Source organism: Gibbsiella quercinecans (assembly GCF_002291425.1).
GTDB lineage: Bacteria > Pseudomonadota > Gammaproteobacteria > Enterobacterales > Enterobacteriaceae > Gibbsiella > Gibbsiella quercinecans.
This window is the reverse complement of record NZ_CP014136.1, coordinates 5000031-5026822: the sequence shown is the minus strand read 5'-3', so window position 1 is coordinate 5026822 and position 26792 is coordinate 5000031. Positions and strand designations below refer to the sequence as shown.

18 protein-coding genes are annotated in these 26792 nt (G+C 54.8%); 1 reads left to right on the top strand and 17 read right to left on the bottom strand.

The window, feature by feature from the left end; all coding sequences use genetic code 11:
- The 17 genes from narJ to ACN28Q_RS22710 form a co-directional block, all read right to left on the bottom strand.
- On the bottom strand, positions 1-723 hold the full coding sequence (gene narJ, locus ACN28Q_RS22790; RefSeq protein WP_095848424.1) for a nitrate reductase molybdenum cofactor assembly chaperone: 723 nt from the start codon (positions 721-723) through the stop codon (positions 1-3).
- Positions 720-2264, bottom strand: coding sequence for a nitrate reductase subunit beta (narH, locus tag ACN28Q_RS22785; protein WP_095848423.1), 1545 nt, complete (start codon positions 2262-2264; stop codon positions 720-722). Before narH ends, narJ begins: the two co-directional genes overlap by 4 nt.
- A complete protein-coding gene (locus ACN28Q_RS22780; RefSeq protein WP_095848422.1) occupies positions 2261-6022 on the bottom strand; it encodes a nitrate reductase subunit alpha in 3762 nt (1253 codons plus the stop codon). The genes narH and ACN28Q_RS22780 overlap by 4 nt, the downstream gene beginning before the upstream one ends.
- A gap of 361 nt (positions 6023-6383) precedes the next feature.
- Positions 6384-7637, bottom strand: a complete 1254-nt coding sequence (locus ACN28Q_RS22775) for an EpsG family protein (protein ID WP_095848421.1) — start codon at positions 7635-7637, stop codon at positions 6384-6386.
- A 107-nt stretch (positions 7638-7744) separates the two neighbouring features.
- Positions 7745-8650 (bottom strand): glycosyltransferase family 2 protein, encoded by a 906-nt coding sequence (locus ACN28Q_RS22770; RefSeq protein ID WP_230469483.1) that lies wholly within the window; start codon positions 8648-8650, stop codon positions 7745-7747.
- A gap of 55 nt (positions 8651-8705) precedes the next feature.
- Positions 8706-9680 carry a glycosyltransferase gene (locus tag ACN28Q_RS22765; RefSeq protein ID WP_095849167.1) on the bottom strand — a complete coding sequence of 325 codons (975 nt, stop codon included), beginning with the start codon at positions 9678-9680 and terminating at the stop codon, positions 8706-8708.
- 5 nt (positions 9681-9685) lie between these two features.
- Positions 9686-11578: a carbohydrate binding domain-containing protein gene (locus ACN28Q_RS22760; protein ID WP_095848420.1), complete on the bottom strand. Its 1893-nt coding sequence runs from the start codon at positions 11576-11578 to the stop codon at positions 9686-9688.
- On the bottom strand, positions 11575-12318 hold the full coding sequence (locus tag ACN28Q_RS22755; RefSeq protein ID WP_095849166.1) for a glycosyltransferase family 2 protein: 744 nt from the start codon (positions 12316-12318) through the stop codon (positions 11575-11577). The genes ACN28Q_RS22760 and ACN28Q_RS22755 overlap by 4 nt, the downstream gene beginning before the upstream one ends.
- A gap of 7 nt (positions 12319-12325) precedes the next feature.
- Entirely contained in the window at positions 12326-13381 is a 1056-nt protein-coding gene (locus tag ACN28Q_RS22750) for a glycosyltransferase family 4 protein (RefSeq protein WP_095848419.1), read from the bottom strand.
- A 323-nt stretch (positions 13382-13704) separates the two neighbouring features.
- Positions 13705-14553 (bottom strand): ATP-grasp fold amidoligase family protein, encoded by an 849-nt coding sequence (locus tag ACN28Q_RS22745; protein WP_095848418.1) that lies wholly within the window; start codon positions 14551-14553, stop codon positions 13705-13707.
- Positions 14543-15832 (bottom strand): flippase, encoded by a 1290-nt coding sequence (locus ACN28Q_RS22740; RefSeq protein WP_095848417.1) that lies wholly within the window; start codon positions 15830-15832, stop codon positions 14543-14545. Before ACN28Q_RS22740 ends, ACN28Q_RS22745 begins: the two co-directional genes overlap by 11 nt.
- Before the next feature lie 4 nt (positions 15833-15836).
- Complete coding sequence (locus tag ACN28Q_RS22735; RefSeq protein WP_095848416.1) at positions 15837-18008, bottom strand: polysaccharide biosynthesis tyrosine autokinase; 2172 nt, start codon at positions 18006-18008, stop codon at positions 15837-15839.
- A gap of 30 nt (positions 18009-18038) precedes the next feature.
- The gene (locus ACN28Q_RS22730; RefSeq protein ID WP_095848415.1) at positions 18039-19172 is read right to left on the bottom strand and encodes a polysaccharide export protein; all 1134 of its coding nucleotides are present in this window, start codon (positions 19170-19172) and stop codon (positions 18039-18041) included.
- Positions 19173-19214: 42 nt separating this feature from the next.
- Positions 19215-20264, bottom strand: a complete 1050-nt coding sequence (gene wecA, locus ACN28Q_RS22725; RefSeq protein ID WP_095848414.1) for a UDP-N-acetylglucosamine--undecaprenyl-phosphate N-acetylglucosaminephosphotransferase — start codon at positions 20262-20264, stop codon at positions 19215-19217.
- Between the two features lie 246 nt (positions 20265-20510).
- Positions 20511-21473 carry an NAD-dependent epimerase/dehydratase family protein gene (locus ACN28Q_RS22720; RefSeq protein WP_095848413.1) on the bottom strand — a complete coding sequence of 321 codons (963 nt, stop codon included), beginning with the start codon at positions 21471-21473 and terminating at the stop codon, positions 20511-20513.
- A 178-nt stretch (positions 21474-21651) separates the two neighbouring features.
- Positions 21652-22554 (bottom strand): winged helix-turn-helix domain-containing protein, encoded by a 903-nt coding sequence (locus ACN28Q_RS22715; RefSeq protein WP_095848412.1) that lies wholly within the window; start codon positions 22552-22554, stop codon positions 21652-21654.
- 737 nt (positions 22555-23291) lie between these two features.
- Positions 23292-24686, bottom strand: a complete 1395-nt coding sequence (locus ACN28Q_RS22710) for a NarK family nitrate/nitrite MFS transporter (RefSeq protein ID WP_095848411.1) — start codon at positions 24684-24686, stop codon at positions 23292-23294.
- Positions 24687-25028: 342 nt separating this feature from the next.
- Here ACN28Q_RS22710 and narX point away from each other — a divergent pair, with 342 nt between their 5' ends.
- Complete coding sequence (gene narX, locus ACN28Q_RS22705; protein ID WP_095849165.1) at positions 25029-26789, top strand: nitrate/nitrite two-component system sensor histidine kinase NarX; 1761 nt, start codon at positions 25029-25031, stop codon at positions 26787-26789.
- The last annotated feature ends 3 nt before the right edge of the window (positions 26790-26792 follow it).

Sequence of the window (26792 nt, the reverse complement as noted above, 5' to 3'; positions counted from 1 at the left end):
TCAGCCCCCTTTTCTACCCGGCATGGCCTGCGCCACGTCCAGATACTGTGGCGCCACCGCATGCGCATGGCGGCGTTGATGCGCCGCCTGCTGGGCAGACGCGCACCCTTGTTCCCCAAGGAACTTGACCTGTTCCTCTTCCCACACCGCATCCAGCGCCTGCGGCGTATCGTCGCGAGCTTCAACGGCCACTTTTTGCTGCAACGCGGCGGCCTGTATGCCGCTGCCGGACAGCGCCAGCAGAGCATCGAACAGCACGCTGTATGCGCTCTGGCGGCTGTTGAGCCGCTCGCCCAGCAGTGCCAGAATGGGCGCCACGTCCTGTAGCCCGCCGCGCGCCTGCGCCTGGCTGCCGCTGGCCAGATATTCCAGGTACATCGGTAAAAAGTCCGGCAGTTCACGGCTGTCGATTTCCAACCCGGCCCGGCGATACTGGGCCATCAGATCGACCATCGCCTGGCCGCGATCGCGGGATTCCCCGTGCACATGTTCAAACAGCAGTAGCGAGGTGGCGCGCCCACGATCAAACAGTTCGCAGTATTCCGCCTGCACGTCCAATAGCGGGCGGGCGCAAAAGCGCTGGATAAAACCCTTCAGTTGCGTGCGGTGGTGTGGCTCCAGTTCATCAGCGCTTTCCAGTGCGGCGATCAACGCCGACTGGTGCGCGAACAGCGCCGGATCCGGATAATCCAATAGGCGTGCTATCACGCGCAGGGCCATCATGATACGTCCTCCCGGCGCGGCGTTTTCGCCGTCACGTCGATAGCATCAATGCGGCGGCTGTTAAACAGGTTGAATTTACTGTCGCTACCGTGGCAACCATCGCCAAAGCTAAAGCCGCAGCCTTTGCTTTCCGGGAAAGCCTCGCGCGCCAGCTCGCGGTGGCTGGAAGGGATCACGAAACGGTCTTCATAGTTGGCGATCGCCAGGTAGCGGTACATTTCCTGTGCCTGGGCTTCGGTTAGCCCCACCTGTTCCAGCGCACGGGTATCCACCTGCCCGTCAACGCTCTCGGCACGTTTGTAATGACGCATCGCCAGCATACGTTTCAATGCCAACAACACCGGCTCTGGGTCGCCTGCGGTAAGCAGGTTGGCCAGGTACTGCACCGGAATGCGCAGGCTTTCGACATCCGGCAATACGCCGCTGTGCGGCAACGCGCCGGCATCCGCAGCGGACTGGATCGGCGACAGCGGCGGCACATACCACACCATCGGCAGGGTGCGGTATTCCGGGTGCAGCGGCAGCGCCAGCTTCCAGTCCACCGCCATTTTGTACACCGGCGACTGTTGCGCCGCGTCGATCACCCCTTGCGGCACCCCATCTTGCAGCGCCTGGGCGATGACCACCGGATCGTTGGGATCCAAAAAAATATCCAGTTGGCTGCGGTACAGATCCTGCGCGTTTTCCGCCAGCGCGGCCTGCTCGATGCGATCGGCATCGTACAACAGCACGCCCAGATAGCGGATGCGCCCCACGCAGGTTTCCGAACATACCGTCGGCTGGCCGGATTCAATGCGCGGGTAACAGAAGATGCACTTCTCGGATTTGCCGCTTTTCCAGTTGAAATAGATTTTTTTGTAGGGGCAACCGGTCAGGCACATACGCCAGCCACGGCATTTATCCTGATCGATCAGCACAATGCCGTCTTCACCGCGTTTATAAATGGCGCCGCTGGGGCAAGTCGCCACGCACGCCGGGTTAAGGCAGTGCTCACACAGGCGCGGCAGATACAGCATGAAGGTGTTTTCGAACTGGCCGTACATCGCCTTTTGCATGCTATCGAAGTTTTTATCTTTGGCGCGCTTTTCAAACTCGCCGCCGAGGATCTCCTCCCAGTTCGGCCCATTCTCGATCTTGTTCATCCGCTTGCCGGTGATCAGCGAACGCGGGCGGGCGATTGGCTGGTGTTTGCCCTGCGGCGCCGCCTGCAGATTTTGGTAATCGTAATCGAACGGCTCATAGTAATCGTCCAACGCCGGCACGTCCGGGTTGGCGAAAATCTTGGACAGCAGGCTGACGCGGTTGCCCATGCGCGGCTCCAGCTTACCGTTGATTTTACGGATCCAGCCGCCCTTCCACTTTTCCTGATCTTCCCAGGCCTGCGGGTAGCCGACGCCGGGCTTGCTTTCCACGTTGTTGAACCAGGCGTATTCCATCCCTTCACGGCTGGTCCAGACGTTCTTGCAGGTGACCGAGCAGGTATGGCAGCCAATGCATTTATCCAGATTCAGCACCATGCCAATTTGAGAACGAATTTTCATTTGGCTTTCTCCCGTTGGCTGCCCTGCACGCTGTCGTTGCCCTCGCCGTCCAGCCAGTCAATACGGTTCATCTTGCGCACCACCACAAACTCGTCCCGGTTGGAACCTACGGTGCCGTAGTAGTTAAAGCCATAGGCCAGTTGGGCGTAGCCGCCGATCATATGGGTCGGTTTCGGGCTGATGCGGGTAACGGAATTGTGAATACCGCCGCGCTGGCTGGTGATTTCCGAGCCGGGGATATTCATGATGCGCTCTTGCGCGTGGTACATCATGGTCATCCCTGAAGGGATACGCTGGCTGACGACCGCGCGCGCCGTCAGTGCGCCGTTGGCGTTGAAGGCTTCGATCCAATCATTGTCGACAATGCCCAGGGATTTGGCGTCGTCTTCGCTCAGCCAGATAATCGGCCCGCCGCGCGCCAGGGTCAGCATCAGCAAGTTATCGCTATAGGTGGAGTGGATCCCCCATTTCTGGTGCGGCGTCAGGAAGTTGAGCGCTTTTTCCGGGTTGCCGTTAGGCTTTTGGTTCAGCAACGGCTGTGCGGCCCGGGTGTCGATCGGCGGGCGATAAGCCAACAGGCTCTCCCCGAACGCCCGCATCCACTCATGGTCTTGATAAAGCTGCTGACGGCCGCTCAGGGTGCGCCAGGGGATCAGCTCATGCACGTTGGTATAGCAGGCGTTGTACGAAACGTGTTCATCTTCCAGGCCGGACCAGGTGGGGCTGGAGATAATTTTGCGCGGCTGGGCCTGAATATCGCGGAAGCGGATTTTCTCGTCTTCCTTGTTCAGCGCCAGGTGGGTGTGATCGCGCCCGGTCAGGTTGCTGAGCGCCTGCCAGGCCTTCACTGCCACCTGGCCGTTGGTTTCCGGCGCCAGTGACAGGATCACTTCTGCCGCGTCTATGGCGCTTTCTATCTTCGGCCGGCCGGCCGCCGGGCCGCTGGTTTTCACATAGTTGAGTTTTTTCAGAAAGTCGACTTCCTGCTGGGTGTTCCAGCCGATGCCCTTGCCGCCGTTGCCCAGTTTATCCAGCAGCGGCCCCAGCGCAGTGAAGCGTTCATAGGTCGCCGGGTAGTCACGCTCCACCAGCATGATGTGCGGTGCGGTTTGGCCTGGGATCAGATCGCATTCGCCCCGCTTCCAATCCTGCACGCCGAACGGCTGCGCCATTTCTGCGGCGGAGTCATGCTGGATCGGCAGCGTCACCACATCGGTTTCCTGCCCCAGATGGCCAACGCACACTTCAGAGAACTTGCTGGCGATGCCTTTATAAATTTCCCAGTCGCTCTTGGATTCCCAGGCAGGATCCACCGCCGCAGACAACGGGTGGATAAACGGATGCATGTCCGAGGTGTTCATGTCGTCTTTTTCGTACCAGGTGGCGGTCGGCAAGACGATATCCGAATACAGACAGGTGCTGGACATGCGGAAATCCAGCGTGACCACCAGATCCAGCTTGCCTTCACCGCCCTGATCCTGCCATTCCACTTCCTGCGGTTTGACGCCGCCCTGCTGCCCCAGATCTTTGCCCTGGATACCGTGTTCGGTGCCCAACAGGTATTTGAGCATGTATTCATGCCCCTTGCCGGATGATCCCAACAGGTTGGAACGCCAAACGAACAGGTTACGCGGGAAGTTCTGCGGATTATCCGGCTGTTCGGCGGCGAAGCGCAGTGTGCCTTGCTTCAGGCTGGCAACGGTATAATCCACTGGCGTTTGGCCGGCCGCCGCGGCCTGGGCGGCAATACGTAGCGGATTGGTGCCCAACTGTGGCGCGGAAGGCAGCCACCCCATGCGTTCAGCGCGCACGTTGAGATCGATCAGGCTGCAGTTGAAACGGCTTTTGTCCGCCAACGGCGACAGCAGCTCCTGCGGGCCGACGGTTTCATAGCGCCATTGGCTGGAATGGTTATAGAAAAACGAGGTGCTGTTCATATGGCGCGGCGGGCGCTGCCAATCCAGCCCGAACGCCAGCGGCAGCCAACCGGTTTGCGGGCGCAGCTTCTCCTGGCCGACGTAATGCGCCCAACCGCCGCCGCTTTGCCCCACGCAACCGCAGAAGATCAGCATATTGATCAACCCACGGTAGGTCATATCCATGTGGTACCAGTGGTTGATGCCGGCGCCGACGATAATCATCGAGCGGCCACGGGTTTTCTCGGCGTTTTCGGCAAATTCACGCGCGATACGAGTGATATTGTGGCGTGATACGCCGGTGATTTGCTCTGCCCAGGCCGGCGTATAGGCCTTCACCTGGTCATAATCGGTGGCGCAGTTGGCATCGTTCAGGCCGCGTTCCAGGCCATAGTTGGCCAGGGTGAGATCGTAAACGCTGGCGACCCGAGCTTCACTGCCGTCCGCCAACCGCAGGCGTTTTATCGGCAGTTTGTGCAGCAGGATCTCATCAAGCGCCACGCTGTTGAAATGTTCGCTTTGCGCGCCGCCAAAGTAGGGGAAACCGACGTCGACAACCTCATCGTGCGCGCCGAGCAGGCTGAGCTGCAGCGCTATCTCACGCTGCTGCCCGCCTTCGCGCTGCTCCAGGTTCCACTTGCCCTTTTCGCCCCAGCGAAAACCAATCGCCCCTTGCGGCGCGACCAGCTCACCGCTCAGGCTGTCGATAGCGACGGTTTTCCATTGCGGGTTATTTTCCTGCCCCAGGGCGGCCACCAGATCGCTGGCGCGCAGCATGCGGCCGGCGGCGTAGTAACCGCCCTCGCGCGCTTCCAGCAAAACCAACATCGGCATGTCGGTGTAGCGGCGCACATAATCGCGGAAATAGCCCACTTCACGATCCAGATGGAACTCCCGGAGCATCACGTGGCCCATCGCCAATGCCATTGCGCTGTCGGTGCCCTGCTTCGGGCTCAGCCACTGATCGCACAGCTTGGCGATTTCTGCGTAATCCGGCGTGACGGCCACGGTCTTGGTGCCTTTGTAGCGCACTTCGGTGAAGAAGTGCGCGTCGGGGGTACGCGTCTGCGGCACGTTGGATCCCCAGGCAATAATATACGACGAATTGTACCAGTCCGCCGATTCGGGCACGTCGGTCTGCTCGCCCCAGGTCATGGGCGAAGCCGGCGGCAAGTCGCAATACCAATCGTAGAAACTCAGGCAAACGCCGCCAATCAGCGACAGATAACGTGCACCGGCAGCATAAGAGACCATCGACATCGCCGGGATGGGTGAAAAACCGATAATGCGATCCGGGCCATAGGTTTTGGCGGTATAAACATTGGCGGCGGCGATCAGCTCATTCGCTTCCTGCCAGTTGGCGCGCACAAAGCCACCGCGGCCGCGTGCGCTTTTATAACTGGCGGCCTTTTGCGGATCGCTGACGATGGAAGCCCATGCGTCAACCGGATCGCTGTGGCGGGCCTTGGCCTCGCGCCACAATGCAACCAGGCGTTTGCGCATCAGCGGATATTTCAGGCGGTTGGCGCTGTAAAGATACCAGGAGTAGCTGGCACCGCGCGGGCAACCGCGCGGTTCATGATTCGGTAAATCGGGGCGGGTACGGGGGTAATCGGTCTGTTGGGTTTCCCAGGTCACCAGGCCGTTTTTGACATAGATTTTCCAACTGCATGAACCGGTACAGTTTACGCCATGGGTAGAACGCACCACTTTGTCGTGCTGCCAGCGGCTACGGTAACCGTCTTCCCAGTCGCGGTTGGCGTTCAGCGTCTGACCATGCTCGCCAGAGAACGGCTCGGCCAGTTGTTTAAAATAGCGAAACCGGTCTAAAAATTTGCTCATCCGGGCTTCTCCTGACTGCTCTTATCGTTATTGGTTTACCCAATGAATTTCAACGAAGCATGAAAGACACGGGTATAGACATTGCTCGATCTGGCGCCCAGCCTACTGACGGGCTGGCGCAGGCCAGTTGATTGCGATCAAGGGAAGCTGACGCGTTAAGCGACGAAACTGGCGCAAATACCACCAAAGAATAACCTGGTGGTATTTGTTTAATTGATTGATAAAAAAGAAATAATTATTGATTATCGGCAAGAGGAACTGCGGGGAACACGGCGTGGGATATTTAGAGGTAGCGTGCGGGGTGCACGCTAATCAGAGTCTTGAGTTGGGCGCCATCGGTGTAAAATTCGGCTCTCTGAAGTTAAGCACCGTCCATTTCATGGCCAATCCACTCACCGCTTTCGCGATTGATGTGGTTTAAGTAGCGCTCATACTGCTCTTCGCCATAAAACACATTCAACAACGGCGTGTTGTACAGAGACTCCCACATCTGCCCAAGCAATATCGGCCGCCGCGGCACATAGATGTTCTCAATCAGGTTATAACCGGTTGCCATCAACATCAGGAAAAGGAAAAAGTAATTGAAGCGGCCGCGAATAAACGAAGCTGGGTAGGAAATATAATAAAAAAGCAAAAAAATCGATGCGGCACTGGCGTAACGGCTGGCCGCCTGAAGTGAACTGGAAGAGAGGAAGATAAACACCACCAGCCACGCGGCATAATTTCTAATATCACCAGGCTGGTTACGCATAGGGTAAGCCAAAAGATATACGCCAAGAAATAACGCTGGGAATAAGACAATCAGGAAGTTAATCATCCCATTCGCATTGCCACTGGTAAGATATTCACTGGCATACAAACCCGAAGTGTATACGCTGGAATAGCTATCAATACCGGAGATAGTAATATGCGACAGGATAAATGGCAGCGCATATTTGGCGTTCAAGAACGCCAACGCGCTAAAAACCACCGTGAGTAAGCGGTTCAGTAAAAAGAACCGGCTGCAGAGAAACACGCCGAGCAACAGCATGCTGGAAAAGTGCGTCAACATGGCGAATAGCAGAAGAAATACGGCCAGATGAAGGTGCTTCCGTTCACAGAGCATGACCATGGCAAGGGTCATAATCGCGATGGAAAAGCCAAATCGCAGCCCCATGGCAATGATAAAGGGGTTAATCAAGAACAGCACCGCCAGGTGCAACAACACAAACTGGCGCGGCGAAAAAACCTTTCCGCTACCGAGCAACACGATGTTCAGTGCGTTCAGGTAAGCATACACCCCCAGTGCGGCATACAGTGCCGGGATAATATAAAACGGCACGCCGAGGGTTTTAAAAAGATAAATATTGGCATGTAAAATCAAATCCACTTTACCCAGCATAATGTCGCTCAAATGGGTGGCAGAGTTGATCGATTCATAAACAGAATAATGACGATAAAGATCGGACAACGGTGGTATTTTAAGGAAAAGGAAAAAATAGCAAACCGCAATAAGGAAATAGGCCGATGAATTCCGATTGCCTGAACGTAACGTGGCAATGCTGTGTAATAAAGCCAATAGCGGCATGATCAGCAACAATACGCTGCCGATCACTGCCGAGCGTTCAACACGCATAAATATCCTCTAAATTAATCTTCTCTATCGGCTTGATGGCACGGCGGCCATCAAGACAAAGAAACCGAATTTACCCTGGCACGGCGGCACCAAACGAAGGGGTTCAGTCAGAAAGGCAGGCCCTTGAAAAAGGCATTGCGGAGAATATTTTTGACATAAACCCCAGCCGCAGAACCGCTGTTGATGTAAATAATCCCCTTCATCCCATGCAATATGCCGCTAATACGGCTGTGGTTATCGGTCAGAATGCGCGAACGGATACAGGTATGGCGCAACTGCATGATCTTGCGCGCCTGTGGCGAAATCATCGGCATCAGGCGGCGTTCAAAGCACATCTTGTGCTGGTAACCCACAATGCCTTTCGCGCTATAGGTAATACGTTCGCCGTCGTGGTCGTTATGTACCGCCAGCCGCTCGTGCAATATCCCAATGTGCGCGCCGGCCGCCAATAAGCGATACAAAAAGAGGTGGTCCTGGTAGCGTGGGGTATTAAAAAAACCGCGCACCCGGATCGCTGTCTCTCTACGCAACATAATCATCGGGGTGTAAGCGACGCCGGCCAACATAAAGTCCTGCAGCCCCTGGCAGCGCGCCTGGTAATAATGTTCAGCACTGATCTGCCCATCTTTGAGAATGTCCATATCGCACAGGCTGACGTCGTAACCGCCCGTCCGCATAAAGGCCAACTGGCGGGCAATTTTCTGTGGGTGATAGTAATCGTCATCATCCAGGAAGGTAATGTACTCCCCCGTCGCACGCAGAATACCGCTATTACGTGCGCGTGAACCGCCACCGTTGCGGCGGCGTGGATAATAGATTATTTTCCCCTGCTCGATATAAGGCGCCAGGCGCTGGCGCGTAGCCTTGCGCTGGGGCTCACTCGGCGGATTGTCATCCACCACAATCACTTCCACCTGCGCATAGGTTTGTGCCAGGACGCTATTAATGGCGCGGATCAGTAATTCACTGCGGCCATAGGTGGGTATAATCACACTAACTTTGGTGCTCATCATTTTCATCCGCAATAATCATTTTGTTCATGCCCTCCCCAGCCCTGTTCACGGCCGCTTATCCACCACGGTTATACAAGCGGGCCAACAGGTAATAGGCCAACGGGCTACGATAGAACAACCGGTTTTTCCGGCTCAGCAACCGCTGTTCTTCCGCACGCAGGCGCGTGTATTGGCGCCTTAATAACGCCGTTTCGCGCAGTGCGGCGGGCAGGCCGCAAAAATCCACCCCAACCAGCAGGCGGGCTTTCAGCGTGGTAACAAACAGGATGGAATACAGATGATTGCCAGGCGCTTTACGCCGGCCAATATTTGCCTGGCCCAGCGCATAGTCCAGATCGTCCAAATCACGCCGTTTCGGTGCACGGGTAATGCCTGCAGGATTCACGCGATACCCCACCAGTGGCGCACTGCAAGCGACGATGCTGCGCGCCTTCAGGTAGAGTTGCGGTATCAATTGAATATCTTCGAAGTTGCGCCCGGCAGGGAAAAGCGCGCCGTCAAACAACGCCGCACGATAAATACGCGCCCAGGCGTACCACATGCTGCGATTGAAGCTCTCCTGCAACAACGCCTGGTGCCCAGCGCTGTCTGGCGGCTTCACATCGCCAGGCACGATGTGCATGATGTTTCCCGCGCTCGCGTCTCCGGCAGTGGAAAATCTTCTGGCGTTGAACGCCACAATTTCCGCCTGCGGGTTTTCCGCCAGTAACTGCCCAAGCGTAGTGAAATAATCCGGCAACAGCAGATCGTCCGAATCAAGGAAACCAATGTAGCGCCCGGTCGCGTGGGCAATCCCGGTATTCCGTGCCGCACTCAATCCCTGATTGGTTTGGCGCAGCATGACGACCTGCCCCTGCCACTGCGGATAACGCTCCAGAACCCGTTTGGCGATCGCCATCGAATCATCGGGGCTGCCGTCATCAACGATAATCACCTCCGCCCAGGCCGGCAATGAGGCGAGCACCGAGTGAAGGCAGGCTTCAATATAATCCGCGACCTTATAAACGGGGATGATAAGGCTAAGAGTCATCGTGTTCACTGGCGATCCTTTTCCACTGTTTGACGTTGTACCCACAGCGCCATACTGCCCATCGACGGCAACGCTAACTCCGCGCCCTGTGGTTCCTGCCATTGCCAACCGGCCGGCAGCGCAAAACGCACGGACATCGGCCGGTAATAGGGATTGACCACCAGCACCAACCCACGGCCACCGTCGATAAACAACCGGGCCGGAATGGCCGTGTTATTGCCATGCAGCATTCGGCTTTCGCCCGAGAGCAAATAAGGGGTAAAACTGACGATCTCCTGTGCAACCTTGGCCACGCCCTGCCAAATGCCGTCAAACTCTTGCTGCCGGAACGTTCCCCGGTTGCGCTTGTAAAACAGATCGGTATAGGAATAAAAAAGTATCCCTTTCGCCCCGCCAATCAGCCCCAGCCAGGCCTGGTTCCGCATCTCGGCCTCACTGGGTTGGTGCGGTTTTCGCCCGGGGCTATACGCCGCATGATCCATGATTTGGGTGACAATCCACGCCCCCTTGGCCTGCCGGGCCGCCATTTTGGTCAGGCGGGCATACAGCAACGTACGGGTGAGATCGTTATCTTTACCGATCGGATAAGGATCGCTGGCCAACACATCCGAACTGTTGAAATAGCTGTCCAACGCGCCGGCCCGGTCCACGACCTGAAACGTCAAATGATCGGGATCGCGCTGTTTGATCTGCAGATGCTTTGCTTCAATCTGCGGCACATATTCCAGCCCCAATTCATCGTTGATATACCAGGCCAGCAGATTAGGCTGGTGTTTGAGTTTCTCTACATACGCGGCGGTCAGGGCCGGATAACTCAGGTGGGTTTCCGGCGCGAACTGCGTGCCGGCATAAAAGTCCTTCACGGAATAAATGACCTGTAAATCATGTTGCTGCGTCTTGCGGAAATAGCCGGCGGGATCCTTGCTCACACCGTAATCATAATCCAGCAACGTGTTAAAACCCGCCGCACGAATACGTGCCAGATGTTCATCGGTCGCCATGCCGGCATACATATAGATCCCAAGCGGGAAAAAACGCTTACCGTCTTTTAGGGTATATCCCTGTGCATCCAATGCGACTTTCGGCGGCCGGCTGCTGATGCTGATCGGCATAGCGCTGGAGCGGCTAAGCTGCGAGTCTTGCGCAGTCACCCGCTGTTGCAGCCGATATTCACCGGCCGAAAGCGTTGCCGGCAGCGCAAACACCACCGGCTGCTCCCCTTCTATATGGTAATGCCGGCGATCGTGTTTAACCGCCTCACCGCGGCTATCCAGCAATGTGCTATCCACCTGCACCGGTTGTTTGTCCGGCATGAACACGGTACTCAGTGCCATCGCATCGTCTGCCCGCACCTGGTAAAGCACCGGCGCGGTGGGTTGCAGGCAGGCATAGACATCATCAAACTCTGCACGCCCCGTGGTGCCCCGGCGAAAGTAGACGCCGAGCGTCACTTCCGCCGCCCGTGCCGGCACCAAAAAACGGCCCGCGACAGGCTGCCAATCACCGGTGCCGACCACGCCCTGCGGATGGCTTCCTGCCAGATAGCGCCCATCCGCATCGTAACTTTCGACGAAAATGCCCGCGCCCCGATCGTCGGCGTCCCCCTGTAAATCTGCACCATTCACCCAAACGCCAAAATCGAGCGCCTGCCCGGGCTTAACGCGCAATTGTTGGGTCATCGTGTGGTAACGTTCGGGATCGCTATTCTGATAGCGCAGGCTGGCCTGCCCAGTGCGGCCGCCGGTGGTAATTTCGCCGGCCGATAGCGCCCAACCTTGCTCCCCTAGCTCAAACCCGCCGTTTTCGATCAGGTTATCCGCACAGCCGGCCGCGCACGCCTGCCCTGCTAACCACACGCCGGCCGACAGACAAGCGCCTGATAATATTGAATACGTCATTGCCTTTTCATCGCCGCGTTGTACAGATAGGAACAAAACAGATAGCAGGATTTTTGGTAGGAGAAGCCTAAATGGCGGCGGTAAATTTGCCATTGCCAGTCCGCCGCTTTGATTTTGTTGCCAGACAGCGACTGGGCGGAAAGGCGATAAAACGCTAATGGTTCGGGCACGCAGTAGGCCTGGCGATTACGGGCCTTTTCCATCACGGACAGCCACATCACATAATCTTCATGCCCCACCTTGCGCTGGAATACCTTGCCGGTGCGATGCCGGTTATAGATCCCAGTCAGGTTACCTATCCAATTGCTTTTCAACATATCGCGATAGGCGATGATCTCCTGGCCGCCGCGGTAGTGCTTAATTTGCTGCGGATCCTGTTCAAAAGTGCAGTAATGCGAACACACGACATCGTAACGGCCGGTTTGCAAAATACCAACCTGGCGCGCCAGCTTATTCTTGTGCCAGATATCGTCGCTGTCGCAAAAGGCGATATAGCCGCCGCGCGCCGCCTCAATCGCAATATTCCGCGTTTCGGCGACGCCTTGATTGGTATCGTTGCGAATATAAGTCAGCCGATCGTGAATAAACGGTTTGATCACTTCCGCGGTATTGTCGGTGGAGGCATCGTCGATCACATACAAATGGTAATCCTGGTAGGTCTGCGCCAATACGCCCAGGATCGACTGTTTGATAAAGCTGGCCGCATTGTATACCGGCATGATAACTGACACGCTTTCCATATTAACCTCACGCAATTAACTGCTGCCATTGGGGATAAATACGTTCGGGGATAAACCGCTCGGCTTTTTCCAGCGAACGTAGGGAAAAGCGGCGCCGTAGAGCGGCATCCGCCATCAACGCCAAAATGTGTTGGCCAAAGGCCTGAACATCGCCGTCCGCAATCAAATAACCGTTACTGCCGTGGTCGATCAGCTCGGCCGGCCCGGTCTGACAGTCAAAGGCGATCAGCGGCAAGCCAAAACTCATCGCTTCAATCAGCACCATCGGCAAGCCTTCATAGCGGGAGGTCATCAGTAGCATGGCGGCCTGGCGATAATGGCTGGCGATATCGGCCGTTGCCGGCAACAGTTTGACCTGCTGCGCCAAACCCGATGTGTTGATTTGCTGTTGCAACGCCAAACGTTCCGGCCCGTCGCCAACGATATGCAATTGCCAGCCCTGAGCCCGCGGCACAATGCTCTCCCAGGCAGAGATCAGGCGATCAAATCCCTTCTGCCGGCATAAGCGCCCTACCGCCAACGCCATCGGCTGGCGCAGCGCCGGTGAGGTGGGTTGAATAGGAAACGGAGAAACGTTTTCAATCACCAGGCATTTCTTTTCGGGCACCCAGCGGCGGATGTTCAGCAAATCTTTTTGTGTCAGTAACACGGTGCGATCGCTGAGGCGGTAGATAAATATTTTCAGCCATTTCATCAACCATGGGTATTGATGGAAGCTGATGTGCTCACTGAGCAACAGGCGGCTTTGCGGGCATAGCAGGCGCAGATAAGGCGCCATAACGACCGAAAGTTTGCCCATCGAGACGGTGATAATGGCGTGGTATCGGCCATGGCGCAGCAAGCGGGCCAGCCGCCACGGCCACCACAACGCCCGATCGTTAAGCAGGCGCAGGTTAACCTGGCGGTCAAGCGGATAAAACGCGCCATCGCCGCAAATGGATAGCAGATCGACCTGATAACCCGGCAGCGCGGCCAGCGCATTGGCTAAACCGCTGGCGACACGCTCGGTTCCCCCTTTGCCGGCCATATTTTCAATCACAATCGCGACTTTCCGATATTGCATGTTGTCTCCATACCCCTTCGTCAACGATTCCTGTCATGCACCGGGCTTCAGCGATATTGCGTGTAAAGCGCGGGCATAAAGAAATCGCTACTGTTATTCACCGTTAATAGAACATTGCCGTTTTCTTTTTAATAAAACGGCAAGAGGCAATGCTATAGGCGCAATCAATTATTAATAACACGCAGATATGATTTTTATTTACACTCGGCGGGTGAAACGGCCAAAAGCATTATCCTACCCGATGACGTTTCGGCCTTATATCAGGCGCACCATACTGTTAAGTTGTGTATTAATAACGTGATGGTTGTATAGCGTAGGTGAGGCTATTCAAAAAAATAGCTCCCCCATTCTTTCTCAACGGTTGCCGGCAGCAGTTTTTGTAAACCAGCGCCCGGTGTAAAAGTCAGTTCACCAAAATAAACCCGCTCTTCCACCTGGTAAAAATCAACCCTGACATACGAAAACTGCTCAGCGACCCGGCGCGTCAACGCCAACATCAGCCGCAGTTGGCTCGGTTTTGCCATCGGAACATCGCTGTTTGGCACCCCCATGCGGATTTCCGTGCGGTTCCAATCCTGATCAAAAAAATCACGCCGGTGATCGATAAAGCGCTGATAATCAATCTGAATAAAAAAGCGAATTTCCCCATCACGATTAAAACAGTGGATCTTGATATCGTTTGGCGTCTTCCCCTTCTCCATCAGCATTTTCTCTACCAAAATACGCGGAGGAATATCTTTATAGTGCCGTTCCCGATAAACCTGGTAAAAATTCTGCCGCATCCAGCCTTCTGTGAGCGTGCGCAATTCATTAAAGCTGGTTTGGGCTTTGTCAAACACCAACTGATTATAACCACTGCCGTGATTAGCCTTGATAACAAAAGCGTTGGGTAAACGCTGGTACATCTCTTCAGTCAGTGTTTCTCCCTGCGCATACAGTTCTATCAGGTACTCTTCCCCCCACAGTTTTGCAATATAATCCCTCACCTGATATTTATCCGAAAGCTGGGTATAGATGCTGCGGGGGTACACCTTTCTGCGCATCAACTTTTCACTGTAGTATTTCGGTTTTGATAAATGCGGTATTTTGTGAAAAAACATGGCATATTTTAACTGATGATATATCGCATCGGGCATGCATTTATAAAAACCATGTACTAGGCTACTTAACATAAATCTCTCTGACCCTCCCTATTAACTGGGGCAAACAACGATAGCAAGTTATCTGCAACCTGGTTATTTGTCCTCGCCTGAAAAAACCATTAAATACAAAAAATGAAACAAACTCGGTTATCAGCGTTGAGATGGCCGCGCCATGAATGCCGTAGCGCGGGATCAACACAATATTCATCACCACATTGACCAACGCGGCCAGTGGCATTTTTATCGCAATGAATCGGTAACCGCCGAATAGCACGATAGCCTGGTAAGAAACGGTACCCATGACGGAAAACAATGAGGTTACCGAACACAGCGCCAGAATCGTCGCGGTTTCCCGGAAATTCTCGCCAAACAGCAACACCACCAGTTGCGTGGGGAACAACGAGAGCAGCAAGATCACCGGCGCGGATAACAGCAACACCACCAAATAGAGCAGGCGGATGCGATCTTCTTTCAACTGCTGGGTGCGCGCGCCGGCCACGCTTGGCAGCATGGAAGTGATGAGCGCCATGGGGACAAACACCCATCCCTGGCTAAGCGTAATCGCCGCACTGTATAAACCAACGCTATGCTCCCCCAGGTAGTTGCCGAGCATGATCTGATCAATACGCGTATAAATGACGATCGACAAACCGGAGACGGCTAACGGCAGCCCGACCTTCAACAGATAGCGCCCGTAGCCGCGCTGATGGCGTTTAGCGATAGGCCGCAATGGCGGCCTTGAGCGGTGAAACAACACGCTGCGAACCAGATAAGGCAACAGGCTGCTAAGCACGTAGGGAACGGCAAACCACACCAGCGGCAGTTCCATGTTAACCAACACCAGACGCATGATGATCGACAGCAGCAGCGCCACATTGTTAATCATGGTGTTTAACTTGGATTTCAGCAGTGCGTCGTAATAAATCTTGTACACGTCCTGCACGGAAAAATACGCGCTGACCAACATCAAAGCCATCATGATCTGGCTGGTGCGATCCTGCGTCAGCAGCGCCCAGGCCATCAAGGGAACGGCAATCACGGCGAATAATTGGCGGCGAATACGCATTGAAGCCAGCATCAGCCGAATACCGCTATGCACGCGTTTAGCCACCCGGTTGAACAGCACCGTATCCGCGCCCAACTGCACCAGCGGTACGCCGATGGCGATCACCGACAGCAAATAGCTAATCAGCCCATATTGAGCCGGCCCAAGATAACGCGCGACGTAGACCGAAACAAAAATGCCTGAAAGGCTCAACGATATCCGTTCCAACATCAGCCACAGAGAGTTCATCAGCACTGTTTTCATGCCGTTATTTAGCCTCTTGCTGGTAGCTTGGATAGGCGAAGGTATAGTATCCCGCATCGTTATTGGCGCTTCTTTTGAGCACGCCGTTGAGGATCACGCCTTTGACTGCCACGCCATTTTGCTCAAAACGGCGCAGGCTAACTTCAATTTGCTTGACGGTGTTGACTTCGAAACGCACCACCATCAATGCGGTGCCGGCATGCCGGCCGACGATCGCGGCATCGGTGACGGCCAATATCGGCGGGGTATCAATCACCACCAGATCATAATGCTGTTCCGCCCAGCGCAAAAAATCGGCAAAGCGCCGGTGCATTAGCAACTCCGACGGATTAGGCGGCACCTGACCACGGGAGACAAAATCCAGGTGTTCAACATCCGTCCGTTTGACCACCTTTTCCATCGTCACCTGGCCGGCCAACATGTCGGAAAGCCCCGGCTGAGCGTGGCTACCCATCCAACGGTGCAAAAAACCCTTGCGCATATCGGCGTCGATCAGCAGCACCCGTTGCCCGGCCTGGGCCAACACCACCGCCAAATTGGTGCTGGTAAAGCTTTTACCGCTGACCGGGCTGGCGCCAGACACCAACAAAATATTATTTTTGGCTTCCAGCATGGCAAAATGCAGGCTGGTACGCAGGCTGCGAATCGCCTCCACCGACAAATCACCCGGCTCTTCCAACGCTAATATCGGCAACTGGGCGCCGCTGCTTCTGGCCAGCAGTTGCTGTTGGCTACGGTTGCGTCTTTGTTGCCACGGCGAGAGCGGTACCGTGGCATAGACGTTGATCCCGCGCTTTTCCAACACATCGGTATTACTGATACCGCGATGAAATGCCGCACGCAGCAAGACCACCGATGACGACAATACCCCACCGATCAACAGTGCAAAGATCACTATCAGCATTTTTTGCGGCTTCACTGGCCGCATCGCGGTTTCCGCCTCGTCGATGATACGAACGTTCCCTACCGTTCCCGCCTTGCTGATGCTCAGTTCCTGCTGCTTGTTCATCAGTTGCACGTAAATCTGTTGATCCACCTGCACGTCGCGGGTCAGGCGCAAAATTTCCTGCTGGGTTTTCGGCAACGCCTGGACCTGTTTGCCCAGCCGCGCTTTTTCCGCCTCCAGCGTGGCGCGCTTTTCCAACAGCGCGCGGTATGCCGGGTGCGCACGGGTATACAGTTTGGAAATCTCTGACTCTTTGAACGTCAGTTCATTTAACTGGGCTTCCAGTTGCACCAACGTATCCAATACCGATTTGGCTTCCAGCGACAAATCGACGGAATCATTCTGCTGGCGAAAAAGATTCAGTTGGTTTTCCGCCCCGTTGAGGGAAGCCTGGGTTCGCGGCAACTGTTCCCGCAGGAAGGCCAGCATGCGCTGTGCCTCTTCGGTTTTGCGGTCTACATTCTGCTGTAGATAATTTTCTGTAATGCTTTTGAGGACATCTTCTGCATGCTGCGGGTTTTCTTCCGTCAGACTAAACGTCATGATGCCGCTTTCCTTACCGGCTGATGCGACATCCAGCCCATTGCGCAGATCATCAACGGCCGCCTGGCGCGGCACTTTTACCACGGTAAAGGTGCTGCCGACCGGCGCCGTCAGCGCCGTCACTGCCAGGCGCCAACCGCCCTGGTTCAAGACTTGCCCAACCGCACCGGCCAGAATGGGCTTATCGGCATAGCTCAACACCACATGCTGCGGATCCTGCACGGTGAGGGTTAGCCTTTCCCCCTGCATGCCGGCCGGTACGGTCATCTCGCTGATATGCACTTCCGGCGGCGTTTCGCCACGCAACCGGGCGAGCCCCTTACCGAACAACGGGAAATAATCAGGCTGCACGCGTACCGTCAAATCCAAATCGTCGACGGTTTTACCAATGACATAGCGTGATTTGGCCAACGAAACTTCATCTTGCGTGGCAGGGTTCTGGCCGAGCGTATTTTCCAACGTTTCGCGTAGCAATGACTCGCCTGATAGCTGCTTTTCCACCTGCACCAACGCGCTGGCCTGGTAAACCGGTGTGGCCAGCAACGCGTAGGCCACGCCCAGAACGCCGGCAAGCCCCGTGACCAGCGTGATACGCCAGCGGTTGTCCCACAGGGGGCCGATCAGCCGTTCCCAATCCAGTCTTTCATCCTGCTCGGCCATCACAATGGGCAGTGCGCTGTTATTCATGTTCAATAGTCCTTGCTTAGACGTTGTGGTTTACCAATTGCGGATCCGCAACGTGGCTTCGCTGAGATCGTTAAAACCGGAGATAGTTGGCGTCAGTTGGGCAATCAGGCGATTCCAGCGCGCCACCGGCGCCGCCGTGACGTACACCACATCAAAGGGTTGCAGTTGGAATTCGGTGCCCATCGCCAGCGCCGTGGCATCGGAAAGGTCAAACTGATAGAGCGCGGCCAACGGCCCGGCGTTGCCGCCGCCGCTTGGGCGGATCACAAACACGCCGGTGGCGTCGGCAACCGTCTGGCTGATGCCTTCGGCGTTGCCCAATGCTTCGGTCAGCGTCATACCGCTGCGATCCATTTTCAACGTGCTCTGTTTACCCACCTCGCCCATGACGAACACTTTCAGTTCGTCATTGCGCGGCACGTAAAGAATATCGCCGGGCGCCAGCAGATGGTTCTGGCTGGTATCGCCGCGCTGCATCAGCGCCTGCAGCGAGATGCGTTGTTCCTGGCCGTCGTGGGTCAGTACCACATTGCGCCAGTCGGCGTTTTGCGTCAGGCCGCCCGCGGCGTTGATGGCGTCCAGCACCGTTAACGGCACGTTCGTGATCGGCTGCTGGCCCGATGTCTGCACCTCGCCGGTCACATAGGCTTTTTGCGAGCGGAAAGCGGCAATGCTGACATCCACCTGCGGGCTTTCCACATAGGCCGCCAGGCGCTGGGCGATCAGGCTGCGCACGTCGGTCACCGTTTTGCCCACCACCGGCACGCGGCCAATATAGGGATAGAAAATGGTGCCGTCGGCATGCACCCAGTTACCGGTGTCGCTGGCGCTACGGTACTGGCCAGCCGGCGTGGTCAGTTCGGGATGATCCCAAACGGTGACGTTAAGCACATCACCGATGCCGATACGGTATTGGTAACGCTGCAAACGCTGATCCAACTGCGGATTGGGCCGCGCCACCGGCTCTACGCGGCGCATTTTCTCCAGCAGCATTGGCGTCATGCGGTAAACCTGCACCCGCTTGTCCAGATCAAAATCATCATCTTGTTGCGCTATGCGGGCTTTGCCCTGGGTGGGTAAATGCGAGCCGGGAACAACGGTACAGCCGGAAAGTAGCGCGCCGGATAACATCAGCGGCAAAAAATGAGGCAAATGAAGATTCATGAAAATACCGTGAAATAGCAGGCCGTGCGGCCTGCGTAGAGGTTAACGATCGGCAGAGCGCCGTTCGGGGAAAACCGTGGCCGCGCGCGGCTCGCGCAACAGGGAAAAATAACCGATGAAACAGAGCACGAAGGCCAGCAGCATAAGGTCTTCAGGCAACAGCAACACTTCGCTGCAAATGCCCACGCAGGCTAGCGTGATGGAGAGCATGCAGCTCATACCCAACGCCTGGCGGGCGTTAAGGCCATGGCGCATCAAAATATGGTGGATGTGATCGCGCCCGGCTTTGAACGGGCTTTGATGGCGCATTAAGCGCCGCACCATCACCGTCACCATGTCCATCAGTGGGATGGCAATCAGCCACAGTGCGGTGACCGGCCGCATTACCGCCTGGTCGCCCTGGGTCGCCGTAATCAACAGCCACAGCACGGTAAAACCGATCACCATGCTGCCGGTGTCCCCCATAAATACCTTGTTCTGCTGGCCGAAGATTCCCAAGTTGAACAACAGGAATGCCGCCAGTGCCACCATCAGCCCCAGGCACCACAGCGCCAGGTTCATCTGCCCGCTGATGCCAAACAGCAGCGCCAGCGCGGTAAAGGTGACGCAGGAGAGTACGCCGAGTTGGCCGTCGATACCGTCAACCATATTGTAGGCATTGATGGCGCCCCATACCGCCAGTGGCGTAATCAGCAGGGTCAGGCTCCCCAGCAGCAGCTCGGTATTGCCCAGCAGGTAGCCGAACGACTCCAACTGCATGCCGGCTTCCAATATCATCACCAGCGCGATCCCACCCTGCGCAAACACGCGCGGCGCGACGGGTAAATCGAAACGGTCGTCCAGCGCGCCCATCAGCGCCAGCACGGTGACGCACAGCAGGTAGACCGTTCCTTGCGGCATCCAGAAGGGTTGCCAGAGCAGCATCAATAAAATCGCCAGGTAAAGTACAATACCGCCCACCAATGGAATGTGCCCCTGGTGACGCTTCCTATCGCTCGGTTTATCCACCAACCCAATAGCAAACGCCACTTGGCGGGCAAACACCAACAGCAACAGCACCACAATAAATAGCCCGCTCAGTTGATATAACATTGTTCCTCCGCTCATTAATTGAGCTCGCCTTTATCTCCGTCATGCTTCCTTCACGTTGTAAGGCCGTGAAGCGGAAAACCCTGCCAGTCATTCAGGCACGCTACCGCCCTTGGGTTACAGCTCCCAATGCGCTATCAATAAAAAAAGAACGGCGAACCCCAGGAAAAAAATCAGCATGATTTGATCCTGCACAAACACATTTATTAATCGGGTAGCGGAAACTCCCACCGCTAGCCCGGAATAAAACTAATTGTTAAAAAATTCGTGCTTAATTGTTTTTTCGATTGCCGAACCAAGATGAACTGGCGCGACGAAATCGCTGTCAATATTGGTCTTAAATTGCGTTCTGGCACAGAATTTCTGTACACGAACACGGCTGATAGGAAATTTACGGCGACTTATTTTACTCAACACATCGAGCGCAGAGGCGCCGCAAAGACCAACGAAATAAGGAATCCGAATCGTTTTATTGCTTTTCCCTAAAGCAGACGAAATAACGTCAACCAGTTGGTTCATCGTGAAATCAGGTTTATCAACATAGTTGCTAACCAAATAACCCGATGGATGATCAAGGGCATATTCCAAACGGGCGGCAATATTTTCGACATAGGCCATGGACTTCATATTGTTGCCGCTGCCTACCATAACAAAACGGCCGCTGGCGATTTGCCGGAACAGGTTATAGACGTTGCCACGGTTGCCCTCACCGAACACCACGGTAGGCCGAATAATCGTGAGTTGGTTTCCACCCGCCGATTTGCGCCAGTCGTCATATGCATGTTCAGCTTCAAGCTTGGATTTGCCATAGTGATTGAATGGCTCAAAGCGCCCTTCCTCACCGGTTTCCTGCTGAACAAAACCATAAACCGCAACGGAAGACGTGAAGATAATCTGCCGGATATTCAGCCGGGATGCCGCCAGGCAAACATTGCGTGCCCCTTCCACGTTTACCTGGTAATACAATGCTATCGGTTCAACATTGTCTTTATGTTCGGCAGCAAGATTAATAATGGCGTCGCACCCCTGAAGCGGCTCAATCAACGTTTCAGTCTGGGTAACATCTCCATATTGATAAAGTTCGGGAAAACGCTCGCTCTTTCGTTTATCGATGATAATCAATTGCAGATCGGTGCGTTTGCTTAGCCGCTTTACCAATCGAGTACCAATAAAGCCGGCCCCCCCAATAATAGCCACTTTGCGCTTATGCATAATTTGTCACTCAGCCAGGTATCCTATATTTACTTTCCGCCACACCATGAGGCAGAACGCTAAATATTCTTGGTGCTACCAGACTGGACAAACTACCCTAGCCTTTCAAATAACAAATGGTGAAATAACATCTACCAAATTTATAAAATCCGCACGTATCGTGAAATATTATCTATTATTATATTTCAATGTCATAAAGAGACGGGTACTGTTTTGTTTTATAAGGAAGAATAAGGCCAAACCAGTGATTGCCAATCCCACTTGAACTGTCAAGGCTGGAAAAATGTTTTGGCTCCCCCGGTTTGGAATCTACACATTCGAGCGTGGCCTGCTCCCGGTTCTGGCTCTGATACAAACAAAGTAAAGTTTGAGTTCCGTGATTAAGAGGATCGTTGAACGTTACCGTCAACACTAAACGCATATTGTTCTGAATATCATTGGCAATTGTCGGGCGCGTTTGATTGCCCAACACATAGGAAAAGTGCGATATGACCAACAGTGAAACTAACGCCGTCAGGTATTTCATTACGCGCCCAGCGGGCACATGCGGCAAACGTGGGGGAATATGGGCTTTATCGCGGTTCTCAGGCGGCAGGTCGTCCTCTTCCGGTACAATGGCTGGCTGGGTTGCCGAATCGCTATCAGGGGTGGGAACGGCCGGTATATCACTCTCTGCCAGCTCGGCCACTGGCTTTTCCGGCCGTTCTTCCCCAGCGTCTTGCCGTTCCTCGTCCGGCACGGCTAGCGTATCTTCACTGGAATACTCTTCTTCACCGGAGCTGAAGTGGAATATGTTCTGGTTTTCCACCTTGTAACCCAAGCGGGGAATGGTGCGAATCAAGGTGTGCCGGGTGTCGCCAATTTTTTGGCGAATAGATTTAATTGTTTGATTTATAGTCGAATCTGAGCAATATGTCCCTTTCCATATACTTTCTACAATTTCCGAACGCGTCACCAGCTCAGGCGATCTGGCAACAAGCAATGAAAGTATCTGATACTCTTTCCAGCGTAGACGGAACGTCTTCCCATCAGGCATCAGTACATCGAGGTTCCTAATCTTTATTCTCTTATCAAGATTCACTTTTAATTTCCTTAGTATGCCTATGATGCACACTTTTATAGAAACATGAAAAAATGTTCGAGAAATTAAATGTAAACTCAACAGGCGCATTCAAACACTATGTATTTTTATAAAAATTGCCGATTTCATTTTTTACAGACATTGTGTCTCTATGAGATATTGGCTATTTGAACTACTTATTTTCCCTGTTGGCAACATTGCATTTCCTTGCCCTAGCTGACGATGTAATCATCACAATAATTTGATTTTTATAAAAAAAAGAAAACTCCTTGCACCATGTTAATCTTATGAAATTGTAAAATTTCATACCAATACTGGACAATAACTCGGCTTTACCGCTAATCCAACAGCGAGATAGCCTACAAAAAGACAGAAAAAACAGAATGAGAGTTATCTGATTTGAGCATTTTTAAAGAAAAATGGGACATATTTTGTTCTTGAGAGTCAGGCTCACGAAAAAATGCAGATGTGAGAACGCCGATTTATTTTCTTACTCTGCCATGTCATCAAACTGAAATTAATACTGATTGCTGACGATGGCGCCACGGTTAATGAGGCTGCGAAGTAATAAAAATAAAATCGGCGCTAAGATAATAATTTTATAAAAGTAGATGCTGGCAGAACGCAAGCATGAGAATTTTACTGATAAACAGCGAGATTAACGTAAAACAGAACAAGACGAATGAAAAAAGATAAATTCTCCCCTGCCAGGGTAAAATTCGGCAGGGGAAGAAAAATCAACTGCGTTTTTTGCGGCCATAAACTGCCCAGGTGATCACCACACACAGCAGATAGAAAATCACGAAGATTTTCATCGCGCCTTCCGGCGAACCGGTTAACGCCAGCGAGGTGCCAAACGCCTTGGGAATAAAGAACCCGCCGATGGCGCCAATCGCTGAAATAAACCCCAGTGCGGCGGCGGAATCGGTCACCGCTTCACGCTGCGCCTGCTCGTCGCTTTTGCCATTGGCCTTTGCACGTTCAAGGGTGATTTTGCGAAAAACGACCGCAATCATCTGGAAGGTCGAGCCACTGCCCAGGCCGGCGGTTAAAAACAACAGCATAAACACCGCATAAAACGCCATAAACGCCCCTGCCTGCCCTGCGCCAGGCAGGGTGAGGAACAACAACCCGGCAAAGACCGCCATTAGCACAAAGTTAATCAGCGTCACCCGCACCCCGCCGAAACGATCGGAGAGCGCGCCGCCGACCGGCCGCGCCAGCGCCCCCAGGAATGGGCCGAAAAAGGCATAGTGCAGGATCACCACGTCCGGGAACTGGGTTTTCGATAACATGGCGAAACCGGCCGAAAAGCCGATAAACGAACCGAAGGTCGCCAGGTACAACAGGCTCAGCACCCAGAGATGGCCACGTTTAAGCACCGGCAACTGTTGACGGATAGAGGCTTTCGACGCCGCCAAATCGTTCATGCCGAACCAAGCGGCCACGGTCCCCAACAGCAGGAAAGGCACCCAGATCCAGGCGGCGTTCTCCAGCCATAGCGAACTGCCGTCGGGCTGCAATTGGCCGCCGCCGCCAACAAAGCCGAACACCCCGAAGGAAACCACCAGTGGTGCGATAAGCTGCATTACGCTTACCCCCAGGTTGCCCAAGCCGCCGTTCAGCCCCAGCGCACCGCCCTGCCGGGATTTGGGGAAAAAGAAGCTGATATTGGCCATGCTGGAAGCAAAGTTGGCGCCGCCGAAACCACACAGCAGCGAAATCACCACGAAGACATTAAACGGTGTGGATGGGTCCTGAACGGCCAGGCCGAGCCACAGGCAGGGAACCAGCAGCAAACAGGTGCTGATGGCGGTCCAGCGCCGGCCGCCGAACAGCGGGATCATCAATGCATAGGGCACCCGCAGAATAGCCCCGGAAACGGAAGGCAGCGCCGCCAGCATAAATAGCTGATCGGTGGTAAACGCAAAGCCCACTTTGTTCAGGTTAACCGCGACCGCACTAAACAGCATCCAAACGCAGAAAGACAGCAACAGGCAGGGAATGGAAATCCATAGGTTACGCTGGGCGATGCGGCGGCCCTGCTGCTGCCAGAATATGGCGTTTTCAGGGTGCCAATCCTGGATAACCGCGCCCGTTTTCTTCAATGGTGGCGTTGAGTGTTGCGACATAAAGACCTCATGAATACGGTGAGAACGCCACCCACCCTATTGATCCGCACCTTCCCCAAAGTTGACGTGAATCAAGGGGATGATGGGTTGTTCATTGGGCAAAAACACCACTCAATACTAAATAAGTAGTTAACCTGACCGGGTAAAAATCCAGAAAATCAATCTGCTAGTTAAAAACCTTGTAGGCCGGATGGCGATCACCCACCCAGGTGGAAATTAATAGGTACTTCGTTTGGAGTATATGGTTATGCCGGGGGATAATGAAAAATAGTGCAGAATTGTTACCTGGCGGCAAATATTTTACCCATAAGCCGCCATGTTATGAACGGGGACTCACAACGCATGAAACACCTGCTGGCTTCGCTTTCCATTGTGCACCAGGTTTCACTGTTGATGCTACTGCTCGGCCTGCTGGGCATCGGCGGAATGGGGATTTCCACCTGGATGTCGCAAAGCATTCAGGGGAATGCCCATGCGATCAACAAAGCCGGCTCGCTGCGGATGCAGAGCTATCGCCTGCTGGCACAGGTGCCGCTGGATGCGAACAGCGAACGGCTGATACAAGAGATGGCACAGGATGAAAACAGCCCGATGCTGCAGAGCGTGGTCAGACAGGAGGGGCTAACGGCCCAGTTCAACGCACTGCGCGACTACGGGCAGCAAACGCTGCTGCCGCGCTTGCGTCAGGCGCAACACCCCGCCGACGCCAGCACGCAGGTGGCGCATTTTGTTACCCTGCTGGATAAGCTGGTATCCAGTATCGATTACCAGACCGAACGCCGGTTAGGGTTGGTAACACTGGTGCAAGCGGGCTTTATCGCCCTCACCCTGCTGCTGTTGCTGGCGACCATTGGCTACCTGCGCCAGCGGCTGTTGCACCCCTGGCGGCAACTGCTCGCCATGGCGCAGGCCATCGGCCAAGGCAATTTCAGCGGCCGTTTTACCCCTTCCAGCCACCGCCATGATGAAATGGCTTCGCTTGGCTATGCGCTCAATAGCATGTCTGACGAACTGTCGGCTATGTACAGCCGGCTGGAACAGCGGGTGGCGGAAAAAACCGCCGATCTACAGCAAAAAAACCAGGTGTTGGCGTTCCTGTATCAGGCCAGCCGCCAGTTGCACGCCAATCAACCGCTGAGCGCCCGCCTGCCGCCGGTGATTGAACAGTTGCAGGCCCTCACCCCCTTGCAAGCGATCCAAGTGCACCTGTATGAAAACAACGGCGCGGCGCAGTTTGGCCCACAGAGCGCCGAACAGGCGCCGGCGGTGGAGTATGCCTCACGCCCCACGGGCAACGCCGCCGCGCCTGGTGATGAAACCACCCTAAGCTGGAGCCTGCACGATAAACTCGGCAGTTACGGGCTGATCGTGGCGCAGCACGATCGCCATCAGCCGCTGAACGACGAGCAGCAGCGGCTGATTGATTTGCTGGCGGAACAGTTGACCAGCGTGCTGGCGATCGAACGCCAGGTGGATCACCGGCAACAACTGATGCTGATGGAGGAGCGCGCCGCCATCGCACGTGAACTGCACGATTCTATTGCCCAATCGCTCTCGTGCCTCAAAATGCAGGTCAGTTGCCTGCAAATGCAGGGCGAAACCCTGGCCCCAGCGGCGCAGGATCTGGTGCGGCAAATGCGTGAAGAGTTGAATACCGCCTACCGCCAGTTGCGCGAGTTGCTTACCACCTTCCGGCTACAGCTCACCGAGCCTGGTCTGCTGGCCGCGCTGCAGGCCACCGTACAGGAGTTCAACCCGCGCCTGGGGCTGGAAATTGCCCTCGATTACCAACTGAAGCCGCGCTTGGTGCCGCCGTACCAGGCGATACACCTATTGCAAATCGCCCGTGAAGCGCTGAGCAATATTTATAAACACGCGCAGGCCAGCCAGGTGCAGATCCACGTCAGCAGCCAGCACGGGGAAGTCATCCTTAGCGTCTGCGATAACGGCCGCGGCCTGCCGCAACACCGCGAACGGCCAGGCCACTATGGCCTGATGATCATGCACGATCGCGCCAAAAGCCTGCACGGCCATTGCGAAATTCTCCCCCGCCACGGCGGCGGTACCGAAGTCCGGGTGACATTCCGCCCAGACACAGTTTAAACA